13 protein-coding genes are annotated in these 15,768 nt (G+C 70.8%); 1 reads left to right on the forward strand and 12 read right to left on the reverse strand.

Annotated features, from left to right (window positions below):
• Positions 1 to 20: 20 nt before the first annotated feature.
• The 10 genes from KS03_RS12865 to KS03_RS12915 all read right to left on the reverse strand — a co-directional run bounded on the left by KS03_RS12865 (position 21) and on the right by KS03_RS12915 (position 13,553).
• Entirely contained in the window at positions 21 to 2,504 is a 2,484-nt protein-coding gene (locus KS03_RS12865; protein WP_230674412.1) for an ABC transporter permease, read from the reverse strand.
• A gap of 83 nt (positions 2,505 to 2,587) precedes the next feature.
• Positions 2,588 to 3,205: a DUF4126 domain-containing protein gene (locus tag KS03_RS12870; RefSeq protein ID WP_015876565.1), complete on the reverse strand. Its 618-nt coding sequence runs from the start codon at positions 3,203 to 3,205 to the stop codon at positions 2,588 to 2,590.
• Positions 3,206 to 3,399: 194 nt separating this feature from the next.
• Complete coding sequence (locus KS03_RS12875; protein ID WP_015876566.1) at positions 3,400 to 3,720, reverse strand: DMT family transporter; 321 nt, start codon at positions 3,718 to 3,720, stop codon at positions 3,400 to 3,402.
• A gap of 161 nt (positions 3,721 to 3,881) precedes the next feature.
• Positions 3,882 to 4,580, reverse strand: coding sequence for a two-component system response regulator KdpE (gene kdpE / locus KS03_RS12880; RefSeq protein WP_015876567.1), 699 nt, complete (start codon positions 4,578 to 4,580; stop codon positions 3,882 to 3,884).
• Positions 4,573 to 7,503 (reverse strand): sensor histidine kinase, encoded by a 2,931-nt coding sequence (locus KS03_RS12885; protein WP_015876568.1) that lies wholly within the window; start codon positions 7,501 to 7,503, stop codon positions 4,573 to 4,575. The genes kdpE and KS03_RS12885 overlap by 8 nt, the downstream gene beginning before the upstream one ends.
• Before the next feature lie 124 nt (positions 7,504 to 7,627).
• Entirely contained in the window at positions 7,628 to 8,209 is a 582-nt protein-coding gene (gene kdpC, locus KS03_RS12890) for a potassium-transporting ATPase subunit KdpC (protein ID WP_015876569.1), read from the reverse strand.
• Positions 8,210 to 8,222: 13 nt separating this feature from the next.
• On the reverse strand, positions 8,223 to 10,307 hold the full coding sequence (gene kdpB, locus KS03_RS12895; RefSeq protein WP_015876570.1) for a potassium-transporting ATPase subunit KdpB: 2,085 nt from the start codon (positions 10,305 to 10,307) through the stop codon (positions 8,223 to 8,225).
• Positions 10,308 to 10,405: 98 nt separating this feature from the next.
• Positions 10,406 to 12,214 (reverse strand): potassium-transporting ATPase subunit KdpA, encoded by a 1,809-nt coding sequence (kdpA, locus tag KS03_RS12900; RefSeq protein WP_015876571.1) that lies wholly within the window; start codon positions 12,212 to 12,214, stop codon positions 10,406 to 10,408.
• The gene (kdpF, locus tag KS03_RS12905) at positions 12,211 to 12,303 is read right to left on the reverse strand and encodes a K(+)-transporting ATPase subunit F (protein WP_035981539.1); all 93 of its coding nucleotides are present in this window, start codon (positions 12,301 to 12,303) and stop codon (positions 12,211 to 12,213) included. The genes kdpA and kdpF overlap by 4 nt, the downstream gene beginning before the upstream one ends.
• Before the next feature lie 275 nt (positions 12,304 to 12,578).
• The gene (locus KS03_RS12915; RefSeq protein WP_015876573.1) at positions 12,579 to 13,553 is read right to left on the reverse strand and encodes a quinone oxidoreductase family protein; all 975 of its coding nucleotides are present in this window, start codon (positions 13,551 to 13,553) and stop codon (positions 12,579 to 12,581) included.
• A 259-nt stretch (positions 13,554 to 13,812) separates the two neighbouring features.
• Here KS03_RS12915 and KS03_RS12920 point away from each other — a divergent pair, with 259 nt between their 5' ends.
• On the forward strand, positions 13,813 to 14,214 hold the full coding sequence (locus KS03_RS12920) for a hypothetical protein (protein ID WP_015876574.1): 402 nt from the start codon (positions 13,813 to 13,815) through the stop codon (positions 14,212 to 14,214).
• 40 nt (positions 14,215 to 14,254) lie between these two features.
• On the opposite strand, the gene KS03_RS12925 is transcribed toward KS03_RS12920, so the two are convergent.
• Together KS03_RS12925 and KS03_RS12930 are read right to left on the reverse strand one after the other, a co-directional pair.
• On the reverse strand, positions 14,255 to 14,638 hold the full coding sequence (locus KS03_RS12925) for a methylglyoxal synthase (RefSeq protein ID WP_015876575.1): 384 nt from the start codon (positions 14,636 to 14,638) through the stop codon (positions 14,255 to 14,257).
• 129 nt (positions 14,639 to 14,767) lie between these two features.
• Positions 14,768 to 15,547 (reverse strand): SDR family oxidoreductase, encoded by a 780-nt coding sequence (locus tag KS03_RS12930; RefSeq protein ID WP_015876576.1) that lies wholly within the window; start codon positions 15,545 to 15,547, stop codon positions 14,768 to 14,770.
• Positions 15,548 to 15,768: the final 221 nt, after the last annotated feature.

The following is a 15,768-nucleotide window of genomic DNA, read 5'->3' on the forward strand; positions in this document are numbered from 1 at the left end:
AAAAGCGCAACGATACCGCATCAGGCATCGCGCAACGAGCGCAGCGCCGGACGCGCCAGCACCCGGCGCAGGCTCCACCAGCCCGCCGCGCCCGCGCAGACGATGCCCGCGGCGATGCCGGCCGGCACCAGCCAAGGATTGAGCGCGAGTTCGAAACGGAACACCTGGACGGCCAGCACCGAGCCGATCGCGAGCGCGCCGAGCGCCGCGCACACGCCGGCGATGGTGCCAACGATCACGAATTCGGCGCGCTGCACCGCGCCGATCTGCGCGCGTGACGCGCCGAGCGCGCGCAGCAGCGCCGCCTCGCGCTCACGCTCGTCGCGGCTGCCGGCCAAGGCCGTGTAGAGCACCAGGATGCCCGCCGCGAGCGTGAAGCCGAACAGCAGCTGCACGGCACCCACCACCTGCAGCAGCACGCGCTGCACCTGCGCGAGAATCGGCGCGACGTCGATGGCCGTGATGCCGGGCTGGCGAGCGATCAACCCGTCGATCACGCGCGAGCGCCGCGGCGGCAGATGGAAGCTCGTGATGTACATCGCCGGCATGTCCTCCAGCGCGGCAGGCGGCATCAGCACGAAGAAATTCACGCGGAAGGTGCCCCAGTCGAGCTTGCGGATGCTGGTCACGGGCGCCTCCACGGTGAGCCCGGTCACGTCGAAGCGCAGCGTGTCGCCGAGCTTCACGCCGAGCGCCTTCGCGAGCCCCGCCTCGATCGACACCTGCGGCTGCGAGGAAACGCCGAACCAGCGCCCTGCCACGATCCGGTTGTCGTCGGGCAGCTGCGTCGTGTACGACAGATTGAATTCGCGGTCGACGAGCCGGCGCGTGTTCGCCTCGGCGTAGCTGTCGGGGTTCACGGGGCGGCCGTCGATCGCGATCAGGCGGCCGCGCACCATCGGCTCGAGCGGCGCGTCGTCGATGCCCTGCGAGGCGAGGTAACGAACCACCTCGGGCCGCTGATCGGGCTGGATGTCGATCAGGAACTGGTTCGGCGCGTCGGGCGGCGTCGATTTGCGCCAGCCGGCCACCAGGTCGTCGCGCGTGATCGAGATCAGCAGCAGGCACATCAGGCCGAGCGCGAGCGCGGTGATCTGCAGCGCGCTGGCCGCGCCGCGCCGATGCAGCGAGGCGATCGCGTAGCGCCAGCCGAGCCCGGCCCCGACCCGCGCGTCGCGCACCGCGCGCGCGGCCGCGAACAACAGCACGCGTGCCAGCGTCGCGAACAGCACGAGGCCGCCCGCGAAGCCGCCCGCCACGATCAGGCCGAGCATCAGGTTGCCGGCCGCCGCGATCAGCAGCGCCGCGAACAGCACCACGCCGAGCCCGTAGCCGAGCCAGGCGGCGCGCCCCTCGCCGCCCCACTCGCGGCGCAGCACGCGCACCGGCGGCACGCGCGTGAGCGGCATCAGCGGCGGCAGCGCGAAGCCGAGCAGCAGCACCAGCCCGGCGCCCACCCCGACCAGCGCGGGCGCGATGCCGGGCTGCGGCAGCACCACATCGATCAGGCTGCCGAGCACGGCCAGCAGCACGAGATGGCCCAGGTAGCCGAGCGCCGCGCCGAGCAGCCCGGAGGCGACGCCGATCGCGACGAATTCGAGCGTGAAGAGCCCGGCCAGCGTGCGCTGGCTGGCACCGAGGCAGCGCATCGCGGCGCAGCCGTCGAGATGGCGGCGCATGTAGCGCTGTGCGGCCATCGCGATCGCCACCGCCGAGAGCAGCGCCGTGAGCAGCGAGACCAGCGTCAGGAAATGGCGCGCGCGGTCGAGCGTCTCGCGCACCTGCGGCTGGCCCTCCTGCAGCGATTCGAGCGCGACGCCGCGCAGCTTGCCGCCGTCCACGCGCTGATGCGCGAACGCCGCGAAGCGCGCCACGGCCGCGTCGGGGCCGGCCACCAGCAGCCGGTAGGTGACGCGGCTGCCGTAGCCGACCAGGCCGGTGGAGGCGAGCTCGTCCTCGCGCAGCATCAGACGCGGCGAGAAATTGACGAACGAGAAGCCGCGGTCGAGCTCGCGCGTGATCGCCGCGGCGATCGTGAAGTGGCGCCGGCCGACCCGCACCGCGTCGCCGACCTTCAGATGCAGCGCGTCGAGCAGCGCGGGATCGGCCCACACCGTACCGGGCGCGGGAATCGCGCCAGCCGGGCGGCCCGGCGCACCGGCGGAGGCGGCGATCTCCACCCGCCCGCGCAGCGGGTAGCCGGCCGAGACGGCCTTCACGGCGGCGAGCCGCGACGGCGCGCCGGCGCCGGTGCCGCCGACCATGCTCGGGAAAATCGCGGTGCTCGCCGTGGCCAATCCGTCGGCGCGCGCGGCGGCGGCGAACGAGGGGTCGACGGGGCGGTCGCCGCGCACCACGAAATCGGCGCCGAGCATCTGGCGCGCGTCGCGCTCGAGCCCCTGGCGCAGCCGGTCGGACAGGAAGCCCACGCTGGTCAGCGCCGCCACCGCCAGCACCAGCGCGAGCACGAGCAGGGTCAGCTCGCCCGCGCGCCAGTCGCGCATCGTCATCCGGATCGCTTGCCGTGCCAGCTCACCAGCCCCCAGACGCGCGCCGCGTGCGGCGCGAACTCCCTCATGCTGCGTCGTCAATCCCGCTTGCCCCCGAGTGAATTGAGGCGCGACACCATCTGGTGCGCCATCCCGCGAAATCCGCCCGACACGCCGCGCCAGAGCCTCGGCAGCACCCACGCGGCAAACGCGACGAAGCCGATCATCATCGCGAGGAACAGCAGCGGGACGAAGAACGCGAGCGCGAGGCCGACGCAGACGAGGCCGTCCTCGGTCGCCGAGGCGATCCAGTTCGACACCGGCTCCGGCGACAGGTTGATCAGCGCGCGCGTGCCGGCCTTCGCGACGTGGGCGGAGCCGGCCAGCGTACCACCCGCCAGCCCGGCGGTCATCAGCATGGTTTGATCGGCGTGGCCGAGTGCGCCGGCGGCGAGCACCGCGCCCGCCGGAATCCGGATGAAGGTGTGGATCGCGTCCCAGAGCGAATCGAACGCGGGAATCTTGTCGGCGAGGAATTCGGCGATGGCGAGCACCGCGGCCACGCCGATCACCCATGGGGAGGTCAGCGCCGCCAGCGTATCGGGCAGATGAACGAGGCCGGTGCGCGCGAGCACGCCGGCGATCAGCACCGTCAGATACAGGCGCAGCCCGCTCGCCCAAGCGAGCCCCGCGCCGAGCGAAATGGCCTCGACCATGAGCGGTCTCCTTGCGCGCCGAACGCGCGTGCCGGCGCGGCGGCCGGCGAGACGGACGCACCGCCGGCGCCTCGACGGGCTGCCGGCGGCATCGTTCCGGGAAAATGTCGCTCCATTATAGACGCGCCGCAGCAGGCATCGCACGGCAAAGCACCGAGCCAGCGCTCGGGGCGCCGAGCGCTGGCCGCACGGGCTCAGTGGCCCGAGCTCACTTTCAGGCCGACCAGGCCGAGCACGACGAGCAGGGCGCTCGCGACGCGCAGGAAGGTGACGGCCTCGCCCATCAGCACGATGCCGACCACGAAGGCGCCGACCATGCCGATGCCGGTCCACACCGCGTAGGCCGTGCCGAGCGGCAACTGGCGCATCGCCAGCGCGAGCAGCGCGAAGCTGCCGAGCGCCGTGACCAGGGTAAATACGGACGGCCAGAGGCGCGTAAAGCCTGCCGACGCTTTCATGCCCGCCGCCCAGGCGATTTCGAGCAGGCCGGCGAAGAACAGGAGGATCCAGGACATGGGGGGCTCCATGGCGAACGACGGGGCCGTCCCCGTGAATCGAAAGACGCGACCGGGTCGTCCCGGTTCGGCCCGAATTATATCAAAATCACGACAAAAAGCCGACCGTAGTTACCGGCCGCGGCTCCCGCATCGCTGCCGCTTGCCGAGCCGGCCGCCGCTCAGGCGGCGCCGACCAGCCGGTAGCCCACGCCGGTTTCGGTGACGATGTGCTCCGGCTGCGCCGGGTCGGCCTCGAGCTTCTGGCGCAGATGCGCCATGTAGATCCGCAGATAGTGGTGGCTCTCGACGTGCGACGGCCCCCAGACGTCGCGCAGCAGCTGCCGGTGCGTCAGCACGCGGCCCGCGTGGCGCACCAGCGTCGCGAGCAGGCGGTATTCGAGCGGCGTCAGGTGTACCGGCGCGCCGGCGCGCGTGACGACGCGCAGCGCGAGATCCACCGTGACCGCGCCGAACTTCACGCACGGCGTATCGTTCGCGCCGCCGAGGTTGCGCCGCCGCAGGTGCGCGCGAATCCGCGCCAGCAGCTCGGACACGCCGAACGGCTTGGTCAGGTAATCGTCGGCCCCGGCGTCGAGCGCGGCCACCTTCTCGTCCTCGCGCGTGCGCGCCGACAGGACGATCACCGGCAGCTCGGACCAGCCGCGCAGCTCGCGGATCACGTCCAGGCCGTCGGTGTCGGGCAGCCCGAGATCGACGATGACCAGATCGGGCTTGCGCGTGGCCGTCTCGATCAGCCCCTGCTTGCCGGTCTCGGCATCGAACACGGCGATGCCCTCGGCCTCGAGCGCGGTGCGCACGAAGCGGCGGATCTGTTTTTCGTCTTCGATCAGGACGACGGTCAGCGTCGGTTCACTCATGGTCGGGCTTCAACGGAGGTTCGAAAGCGGCGCGGGCGACGCGCGCACGAGTCTGGCCGGCACCGCCTGGCCCGTCCTCGTCCGGCGCGCTGCCGGCCGCCGCGGTCCGCTCGGCGTGGGCCTCGCCGGCCTCGTCGGACTCGGGCACGGGCGGCGGCGCATCGACGGGCAGCGTGAACCAGAACTGCGCACCCAGTATCGAGCCGTCCGGCGCGAGCCGGTTGCGCGCACCGATTCTACCGCCATGCGCATCGACGATCGCACGGCAGATGGCGAGCCCGAGCCCGATGCCGGGCGTGGCCGATTCCTTCTCGCCGCGCGTGAACTTGTCGAAGATGCGCGCCTCCATGCCGGCGCGCAGGCCCGGGCCGTGATCGTCGACGGTGACGCGCACGAACGGCGCGCCGTCCTCGTCGATGCGCTCGGCGCCGATCACGAGCGCGGCGCCGGCCGGCGTGTACTTCGCCGCGTTCTCGAACAGGTTCGCGAACAGCCGCTCCATCAGCACGGCGTCGGTCTGCAGCAGCGGCAGGTCGGCCGGCAGCCGCACCTGCACCGGATGGTGCGCCAGCACCCGCTTGCAGGCACCGAGCGCGGCGCCGACGGTTTCCTCGAGCAGCGACCACTGGCGCTTCAATTGCAGGCTGCCGGCCTGCAGCCGCGCCATGTCGAGCAGGTTGGTGACGATCCCGGTCATGCGCAGCGCCTCGTCGTGGATCGCCTCGACCAGCTCGCGTTCGCGGCTCGCGGCGGACTCGGCCGCCCCGGCGGCACCCGCCCCGCCCTGCCCCGCCGCCTCGTGCAGGCCCGCCAGCATCGACGAGAAGCCGACGATGGTGGTGAGCGGCGTGCGCAGATCGTGCGAGATGGCCGAGAGCAGCGAGTTGCGCAGCCGCTCGGATTCCATGCTGACGAGTGCGTCGCGCGCGATCTCGACGTAATGGACGCGTTCGAGCGCGAGCGCGATCTGCGCGGCGAACGCGTCGAGCATGCGCTGCTGCTCGGGCATGTCGAGCTCGCGCGCGTCCTGCGTGACCACGGCCAGCACGCCGCGCGTGCGCATCGGCGCCTTCAGCGGCAGATAGCGCGCCTGCGCGGCCGGCAGCGTGTCGGTGCCGCGCCCGGCCGGCTTCTGCTGGTCGTAGACCCACTGCCCGACGTCGCTGTCGAGTGCGGCGCCCGTCAGCGTCAGCGCCTCGTCGGGGTTCTCGATCTTCTGGCGCACCTGATCGGCGCTGTCGGGCAGCAGCATCGCCACGCGCGCGCGGAACACCTCGGCCACGTGGCGGCTGCCGATCTCGACGATCTGCTCGGCCGTGAGTGCGGCGGCCAGCTCGCGCGCCATCGCGTACATCGCGCCGGTGCGCCGCTCGCGCCGCTCGGCCAGGCCCGCCGCGCGCGTCAGGCTCGAGGTCAGGTGGCTGATCACGAGCGAGGTCAGCAGCATGCCGAAGAAGGTCAGCAGATATTGCGTGTCGGACACCGACAGCGACATCTGCGGCGGCACGAAGAAGAAATCGAACGCGGCGACCGACAGGAACGACTGCATCACGCCCGGCCCGCGCCCGAGCCGCACGGCGCTGAACACCACGCCGAGCAGGTACAGCATCACCAGGTTGGTCAGGTCGAGGCGCGTCTGCGCGAGGCTCGCGATGCCGGTCAGCACCGCGCAGATCGCGGCGGCCACGGCGTAGTGGCGCGGCGGCGAGCGCTCGCCAGCCAGCCGCAGGAACGCGTCGCGCCAGGCCAGCGCGCCGGCGTCGGACGGCGCGCGGCGCGCCTCGTCCTGCGCCGAGGTGCGCAACAGCATCAGGTCGAGGTCGCCGGCGCGCTCGGCGAGCCGCTCGCCAAACGGCCGCGCGAGCCGGCGCGCGAAGCCGGTGCGCGGCGAGCCGCCCGCCACCAGCTTCGAGACGTTGCGCACCTGCGCGTAGCCGATCAGCGCGGCCACCGCGTCGCCGCCCGCGAGCGTGACGGTTTCGGCGCCGAGCTCGGCCGCGAGCTTGAGCGCATCGAGCGGCCGGCGCCGCCGCGCATCGTCGAGCCGCTGCGAACGCGGCGTCTCCACGTACACGGCGATCCAGTCGGCTTTCAGGCCGGCGGCGAGGCGCGCCGCCGCGCGCACCAGCGTGGGAGCCTCCGGCCCGGGCCCGACGCACACCAGCAGCCGCTCGCGCGCCTGCCAGATGCGCGCGATCGAGCGGTCGGCGCGGTACTCGCGCATCTGCGCGTCGACGCGGTCGGCGGTACGGCGCAGCGCGAGCTCGCGCAGCGCGATCAGGTTGCCCTTGCGGAAGAAGTTGCGCACCGCACGCTCGGCCTGCTGCGGCAGGTACACCTTGCCGTCGCGCATCCGTTCGAGCAGCTCGTCGGCGGGCAGGTCGACCAGCGTGACCTCGTCGGCCGCGTCGAACACGCGGTCCGGCACCGTCTCCCAGACGCGAATGCCGGTGATCGCGCCGACCACGTCGTTGAGGCTTTCGAGGTGCTGGACGTTGACGGTGGTGTAGACGTCGATGCCGGCGTCGAGCAGTTCGTGCACGTCCTGCCAGCGCTTCAGGTGGCGCGAGCCCGGCAGGTTCGAGTGGGCCAGCTCGTCGACCAGCACCAGCTGCGGGCGCCGCTCGAGCGCCGCGTCGAGATCGAACTCCTCGAGCCGCCGGCCGCGATGCTCGATCACGCGCGGCGCGAGCAGGTCGAGCCCGTCGAGCAGCGCCGCGGTCTCGCGCCGGCCGTGCGTCTCGACGATGCCGACCAGCACGCGGACGCCCTCGTCGGCGCGCGAGCGCGCGGCCCGCAGCATCGCGTAAGTCTTGCCGACGCCGGCCGAGGCGCCGAAGAAGATCTTCAGCCGGCCGCGCTGCTGCTTCTCCTCCTCGCGCTGGAGCTTGTCGAGAAGCTGGTCGGGATCGGGACGGTTCATGCGAGGGGCGCCGCCGCGGGTCGCGGGCGGCGCGTCGTGGGATGTCGCTGCATTGTGGTGCCAAACCCCGGAAAAAGAAAAGGCGGGGCGCACCGGGCGCCCCGCGCCGAACCATCGGGCCCGCTCAGTGCGCTGCCTTGCTCGCGTCGAGCGCGAGGTTCAGTTCCAGCACGTTCACGCGCGGCTCGCCGAACACGCCGAACTGGCGGCCCCGCGTATGGGCGTCGACCAGCTGGCGCACCGCGTCGGCCGACATCGCCCGCGCCTTCGCGACGCGCGCGATCTGGTAGTCCGCCGCGGCGGGGCTGATCTCCGGATCGAGGCCGCTGCCCGAGGCGGTCACGAGGTCCACCGGCACCGGCTGCGAGAGATCGGTGCCGGCGGCCTTCAGCGCGTCGAGCCTGCCCTTGACCTGGTCGGCCAGCGCCGGGTTGGTCGGGCCGAGGTTCGAGGCGCTCGAACCCTGCCCGTTGTACGGCATTGGGCTGGTGGCCGAGAGCCGGCCCCAGAAGTATTGCGGCGCGTCGAACGGCTGGCCGATCAGCGCCGAGCCGACCACCTTGCCGTTCAGCTCGATCAGGCTGCCGCCCGCCTGCGACGGGAACACGGCCGAGCCGAACGCGGTCATCACCGCCGGATACGCGAGCCCCGTGACGGCGACCAGCACCGTGAACAGGACGAGGAGCGGACGAATCAGGGTCTTCATGACGAACCTTCCTTTATACCCAGCCGAGGGCGGCCAGCACGATATCGATCAGCTTGATGCCGACGAACGGCACCAGGATCCCGCCGAGCCCGTAGACCAGCAGGTTGCGGCGCAGCAGCGTGGCCGCGCCGAGCGCGCGGTAGCGCACGCCCTTGAGCGCGAGCGGAATCAGCAGCACGATGATCAGCGCGTTGAAGATCACCGCGGACATGATCGCCGAGGCCGGCGTGGCCAGGTGCATCACGTTCAGCGCGTCGAGCTGCGGATAGGTGGTGGCGAACGCGGCCGGAATGATCGCGAAATACTTGGCGACGTCGTTGGCGATCGAGAACGTCGTCAGCGAGCCGCGCGTCATCAGCATCTGCTTGCCGATCTCGACGATCTCGATCAGCTTGGTCGGATTCGAATCGAGGTCGACCATGTTGCCGGCCTCCTTGGCCGCCTGCGTGCCGGTGTTCATGGCCACCGCGACATCGGCCTGGGCCAGCGCCGGGGCATCGTTGGTGCCGTCGCCCGTCATCGCCACGAGCCGCCCGGCCGACTGGTGCTCGCGAATCGTCGCGAGCTTGGTCTCGGGGGTGGCCTCGGCGAGGAAGTCGTCGACGCCGGCCTCGGCCGCGATCGCGGCGGCGGTGAGCCGGTTGTCGCCCGTCACCATCACGGTCTTGATGCCCATCTTGCGCAGCTCGGCAAAGCGCTCCTTGATGCCGCCCTTGACGATGTCCTTCAGCTCGATCACGCCGAGCACGCGCGTGGCGTCGCCGTGCCGCTCGGCCACCACCAGCGGGGTGCTGCCGCGCCGCGCGATGTCGTCCACGGCGCGCCGCACGTCCTCGGGGAAGCGCGCGCCATGCGCCTCGACGTACTGGCGGATCGCATCGGCCGCGCCCTTGCGGATCTCGCGCTCGGGCAGGTCCACGCCGCTCATGCGGGTCTGCGCCGAGAAGCCGATGAAGGTGGCGCGCAGCGCGGCCATGTCGCGCTGGCGCAGGTTGAAGCGCGTCTTGGCCAGCACCACGATGCTGCGGCCTTCCGGGGTCTCGTCGGCCAGCGAGGCGAGCTGCGCGGCGTCGGCCAGCGTTTCCTCGGCTACGCCGGCGGCCGGCACGAATTCGGAGGCCTGGCGGTTGCCGAGCGTGATGGTGCCGGTCTTGTCGAGCAGCAGCACGTCGACGTCGCCGGCCGCCTCGACCGCGCGGCCCGAGGTGGCGATCACGTTGGCCTGCATCATGCGGCTCATGCCGGCCACGCCGATCGCCGAGAGCAGCCCGCCGATGGTGGTCGGGATCAGGCACACCAGCAGCGCGACCAGCGCCGTGATGGTCACCACGTGGCCCGCGCCCATCGCCTGCACCGAGAAGATCGAGAACGGCAGCAGCGTGGCGGTGGCCAGCAGCATCACGATCGTCAGCGCGACCAGCAGGATGGTCAGCGCGATCTCGTTGGGGGTCTTCTGGCGCTTGGCGCCTTCCACCATCGCGATCATCCGGTCGAGGAACGCCTCGCCCGGGTTGGCCGTGACCTTCACGACGATCCAGTCCGACAGCACGCGCGTGCCGCCCGTGACCGACGAGAAATCGCCGCCCGATTCGCGGATCACCGGCGCCGATTCGCCCGTGATCGCCGATTCGTCGACCGAGGCGACGCCGTCCACCACCTCGCCGTCGGCCGGGATCGTGTCGCCGGCCTCGACCAGCACCACGTCGCCGCGGCGCAGGTCGCTGGCCGTGGTGACGCGCACCGGCGCGTCCCGACGCGGCTCGCCGAGCTTCTTGGCCATCACGTCCTTCTTCGCGCTGCGCAGCGAGGCGGCCTGGGCCTTCGAGCGGCCCTCGGCGAGCGCCTCGGCGAAGTTGGCGAACAGCACCGTGAACCAGAGCCAGAGCGTGACCGCGAGGATGAAGCCGGCCGGCGCCTCGGCCTGGCCGGCGAGCGCGGCGATCCAGAGGATGGTGGTGAGCACGCTGCCGACGTAGACGCAGAACATCACCGGATTGCGGAACTGCGTGCGCGGCGTGAGTTTCTTGAACGATTCGACGATCGCCGGGCGCACCAGCGCCGGGTCGAACATCGATCGCGTTGCGGAATGTTGATTCATTGTGATCCTCGATGGCATCGCGAACGATGCGCGGATACCGTATTCCCGTTACCTGTGTGGCTGGGCCTGGCGCGCTCGCGCGGCCCGGCCCGGATCGATCAGTGCGCGTTGGCGAACAGCATCAGGTGCTCCACGCCGGGGCCGAGCGCGAGCGCCGGCATGTAGGTGAGCGCGCCCACCAGCAGCACCGAGCCGAGCAGCAGCACCACGAACAGCGGCCCGTGGGTGGGCAGCGTGCCGCTGGTGGCGGCGATGCGCTTCTTCGCCGCCAGCGAGCCGGCGATCGCCAGCACCGGCACGATCGTGCCGAAGCGCCCGAACCACATCGCGATCGCGGTCAGCCAGTTGTAGAACGGCGTGCTCACGGTGAGCCCGGCGAACGCGCTGCCGTTGTTGTTGGCGGCCGAGCTGAACGCGTAGAGGATCTCCGAGAAGCCGTGCGGACCGGGGTTCGCGATCCCCGCGCGGCCGGCCGCCGAGAGCACCGCGATCGAGGTGCCCACCAGCACCAGCAGCGGCGTGAGCAGCACCACGATCGACACCATCTTCATCTCGTAGGCCTCGATCTTCTTGCCGACGTATTCGGGCGTGCGGCCGATCATCAGGCCGGCCACGAACACCGCCAGCAGCGCGAACACCAGCATCCCGTAGAGCCCCGAGCCGACCCCGCCGAAGATCACCTCGCCGAGCTGGATCAGCAGCATCGGCACCAGGCCGCCCACCGGCGTCAGCGAATCGTGCGCGCCGTCCACGGCGCCGCACGAGGCGGCGGTGGTGGCCACCACGAAGAGGCTGGTCTGGGCGATGCCGAACCGCGTCTCCTTGCCCTCCATGTTGCCGCCCGCCTGCTGCGCGCTCGCGCCCTGGTCGACGTGCAGCGCCGCGAACACCGGGCTCGCGCGCTGCTCGGCGCCCATCTCGACGCCGACCGCCACCACGAACGCCAGCGTCATCGCCGCGAGCACGGCGATGCCCTGGCGCCGGTCGCCGATCATGCGGCCGAACACGAGACAGAGCGCGGCAGGCAGGATCAGGATCGACAGCGTCTCGATGAAGTTCGCGAACGGCGTCGGGTTCTCGTAGGGATGCGCGGAGTTGCCGTTGAAGAAGCCGCCGCCGTTGGTGCCGAGCATCTTGATCGCCTCCTGCGAGGCGACCGGGCCCATCGCGATGGTCTGCGAGGTGAGCGGCGTGGCGACCGTCACCGGATTGCCCTTGGCATCCTTGAGCGGGTTGCCCTGCGCGTCGAGCTTCGGCGCCGCGTAGCTGGAGGCCTGCAGCGTCGGCACGTCGGTGTAGGCGCGGAAGTTCTGGATCACGCCCTGGCTCATCAGCAGCGCGGCGACGAGCACCGACATCGGCAGCAGCACGTAGAGCGTCACGCGCGTGATGTCGACCCAGAAGTTGCCGATGGTCTTGGCCGTGTGGCGCGCGAAGCCGCGGATCAGCGCGATCACGACCACGATGCCGGTGGCCGCCGACAGGAAGTTCTGCACGGTCAGGCCCAGCATCTGCGTCAGATAGCTGACCGTCTGCTCGGGCGAATAGTCCTGCCAGTTGGTGTTGGTGACGAAGCTGACCGCCGTGTTGAAGGCGCCGTCCACCGTCATCGCCGGGAACTGCTGCGGGTTGCCCGGCAGCCATTGCTGGATGCGCAGCAACAGATAGAGGAAGAACATGCCGAGCACGTTGAACGCGATGGTGGCCAGCGCGTAGTGCTTCCACGACATCTCCGCGCCCGGGTCCACGCCGGCCACGCGGTACAGCGCGCGCTCGAGCGGGCCGAACACGCGCACCACGCGCGACGAGCCGTCCATCACGCGGCTCAGGTAGCCGGCCACCGGCACGGCAAGCGCCAGCAGCACGGCGATGAAGATTCCCGCCTGCAACAGGTTGTTCGCGTTCATTCGATGTCCTCCGCGCGCAGCAGCGCGTAGACCAGATATGCGAACAACAGCGCGGAAGCGAGCCCCGCGAGCCAAAGCATCCAGTTCATGACCGCCCCCCGCGACCCATTTGCGAGAGCTTGTCGCACCCCGCGACCAGCGCGACGATCAGCACCGTGAAGAGTGCCAGACCGCCTACATACAGCGCATCCATTATTGTGTTCTCCGTGTTCCTGTTCGAACGGATGCAACGTTATGGGAACGCGCGTAAAGGGCAGGTCAAAGCTCGGGCGGGGGGTGTAAAAAACGCGTAAACACGGCGCCGCGAACGAACACGGCGGCGCCGCAGCGCCGCCGTGTCGAGCCGGATGCCGGGTGCCGGTGCTTACGGCAGCAGGATCGTCGAGCCGGTGGTGCGGCGCGCCTCGAGGTCGCGATGGGCGTCGGCCACGCGTTCGAGCGGATAGCGCTGGCGGATGCTGGTCTTCACCTGGCCCGAGGCGACCGCCTCGAACAGCTCGGCCGCGCCGCGTTCGAGGTCCTCGCGCTTGGCGATGTAGCTGAACAAGGTCGGCCGCGTGAAGAACAGCGAGCCGCGCGAGGACAACTCCTTCGAGTCGATCGCCGGCAGCGGCCCGGACGCGTTGCCGAAGCTGACGAACAGGCCGAGCGGCGCAAGGCAGTCGAGCGAGCCGATGTAGGTGTCCTTGCCGATCGAGTCGTACACGACGGGCACGCCCGCGCCGTTCGTGATCGCCTTCACGCGCTCGGTGAAATTCTCGCGCGTGTAGACGATCGCGTGATCGCAGCCGTGCGCCTTCGCCAGCTCGGCCTTCTCGTCGGAGCCGACCGTGCCGATCACCGTCGCGCCGAGCGCCTTCGCCCACTGGCAGGCCAGCAGCCCCACGCCGCCCGCGGCTGCATGGATCAGGATCGTGTCGCCGGCCTTGACCGGATAGGTACGGCGCAGCAGATATTGCACGGTGAGGCCCTGCAGCATGATCGAGGCGGCGTCTTCGTAGCCGATCGCATCGGGCAGCCTGACGAGCTTGTCGGCCGGCAGCACGCGCTCCTCGGCATACGAGCCGGGCGGCACGCCGGTGTAGGCGACGCGGTCGCCCGCCTTCAGCGCCGTGACGCCCTCGCCCACCTCCACCACCTCGCCCGCGCCTTCCTGGCCGAGCCCGCCGGGCAGCGGCTGCGGATAGAGCCCGTTGCGAAAATAGACGTCGATGTAGTTGAGGCCCACCGCGTGGTGCTTCACGCGCACTTCGCCGGCCTTCGGCTCGGCGGCCTCGACGTCGACCCATTTCATCACTTCCGGGCCGCCCGGCTGGTCGTAACGGATTGCTTTCGGCATGCGTCCTGCTCCTGGTTGGAGATAAGGGGAATCGGCCGTCTGGCCGCTCGGACGAGGATTCTCGCTCGTCGGAAGACATTCTGCTGACACATACCGTGGCGAGACACGGCGCGACGCCTCACGCAGCAGATAACAAAATGATTATTCGGCTTGGTTGCTCAAGATCTGTCTGCGCGCGCCGATATGAATGAGCCGGCCTACTTCGGCCGGCGCGATAGCAAACGTGCAGTCCAAAAAATTTCAACAAAGGATCCGAGTCATGCGTATTTCCGTTGTCGCAACCCTCCTGCTTGCCCTTGCGTCCACCGCGCACGCCGCCACGTCCGTCACGGTCGACGGGCGGTCGAATTGCATCCAGAGCGCGCTCTCGCCAGGCGCCGCCCCCTATGGAACCGCTGCGACGTTTCAACTCGCGCCGGGCCGGTACGTGATGTCGCTCTCGGCGAACAACATGTCCTGCTCGCCCGGTGGCTGTGCGATCACCAGCGTGACCGTGCAGGGCGGCGTCCTGACTGCGAAATGGGGCGTGCCGGTGAGCGCGCAGCCGATCATCGTGGACGTCGGCGGCAGCAGCGCTGCAACCTTGTACGGGTATGTCTCGGACGACATCTGCTCGGACAACGGCGGCCAAGCCACGCTGCTGATCCAGCAAGTGTACTAATCGGGAGCGGCATGCGCCGGGCCCCACGCCCGGCGCATCCTTACCCCAGCCGCCTCACCAGATCGTCGAGCAGCACGCGCGCGGTCGCAACGTTGGTGGCCACCGGCACGTCGTGGACGTCGCAGACGCGCACCAGCGCGTTGATGTCGGGGTCGTGCGGCTGCGCCGTCATCGGGTCGCGCAGGAACACCACCAGCTGGACGCGGCCCGAGGCCAGCTCGGCGCCGATCTGCTGGTCGCCGCCGAGCGGCCCCGACAGCTTGCGCTCCACCTCCAGGCCGTGCGCGCTCGCGATCCGGCCACCCGTGGTGCCGGTGGCGACCAGCTCGCAGCGCGCCAGCGTGTCGCGATAGGCGCCGGCCAGCGCGACGATTTCGTCCTTCTTCGCATCGTGCGCGATCAGCGCAATACGGGGTGGGTTCATGCGGGAGTGTCCTGTGAAGCAATGGGCCGGAGCCGCGCGGCGCTGGCCGCCGCCCCGGAAACGCGCCCGCCCTCGCAGCGGGCGGGCAGCCGTGCCAGTGGCCCGGACGCGTGGCCCGGGCCGGCTGGATCAGAACGTGCCGGGGTAGGCGCCGCCGTCGAGCAGCCAGTTCTGGCCGGTGATGTAGCCGGCGTGCGCGCTGCAGAGAAACGCGCAGGCCGCGCCGAACTCGTCGGGCCGGCCGAGCCGGCGCGCCGGAATTTCCTGCGTGCGGCGCGCGCGCATCTCGTCGACCGGCTTGCCGGCCGCCTTCGCCGAGGCGGCCAGCGTAGTCTGGATGCGGTCGGTGTCGAACAGCCCCGGCAGCAGGTTGTTGATCGTCACGTTGTGCTCGGCCACCTTGCGCGAAAGCCCGGCGATGAAGCCCGTCAGCCCCGAGCGCGCGCCGTTGGACAGCGCCAGCACGTCGATCGGCGCCTTCACGGCCGAACTCGTGATGTTGACGATGCGCCCGAAGCGGCGCGCGATCATGCCGTCCACGGTGGCGCGGATCAGCTCGATCGGCGTGAGCATGTTCGCGTCGATCGCGCGCAGCCAGTCGTCGCGCGAGAACTCGCGGAAGTCGCCGGGGGGCGGGCCGCCCGCGTTGGTCACGAGGATGTCGGGCTGCGGGCACGCGGCGAGTGCCGCCTCGCGGCCGGCGGCCGTGGTGATGTCGCAGGCCACCGCCGTCACCTCGGCGCCGGTGGTCTGGCGGATCTGCGCCGCGGCGGCGTCGAGCGTCGCCTGCGTGCGCGCGACGATCACGAGCTTCACGCCCTCGGCCGCGAGCGCCTGCGCGCAACCGCGTCCGAGTCCCTTGCTGGCCGCGCACACGAGCGCGGTCCGTCCTGCGATGCCGAGATCCATTCGAGTCTGTCCTTGCGGTGAGCGGGCGGCCAGGCCGCACCGAAACGCGGCGCGCCGCACGGGCAAGGCCGATCCGGCCGGCCCAGGCCGCGCCCGCGCACGAAACATCGATAATATCCGGATCGCGCCCCGGCATCTTCGGTAAACTTGCGCCAATGCCGCCGCGCCCCGCAGGCGGCATGCCGAATCCGATGAATCCCTTTTCCGCCGCCCGTCGCCCC

The organism is Burkholderia glumae LMG 2196 = ATCC 33617 (assembly GCF_000960995.1).
Taxonomy (GTDB): domain Bacteria; phylum Pseudomonadota; class Gammaproteobacteria; order Burkholderiales; family Burkholderiaceae; genus Burkholderia; species Burkholderia glumae.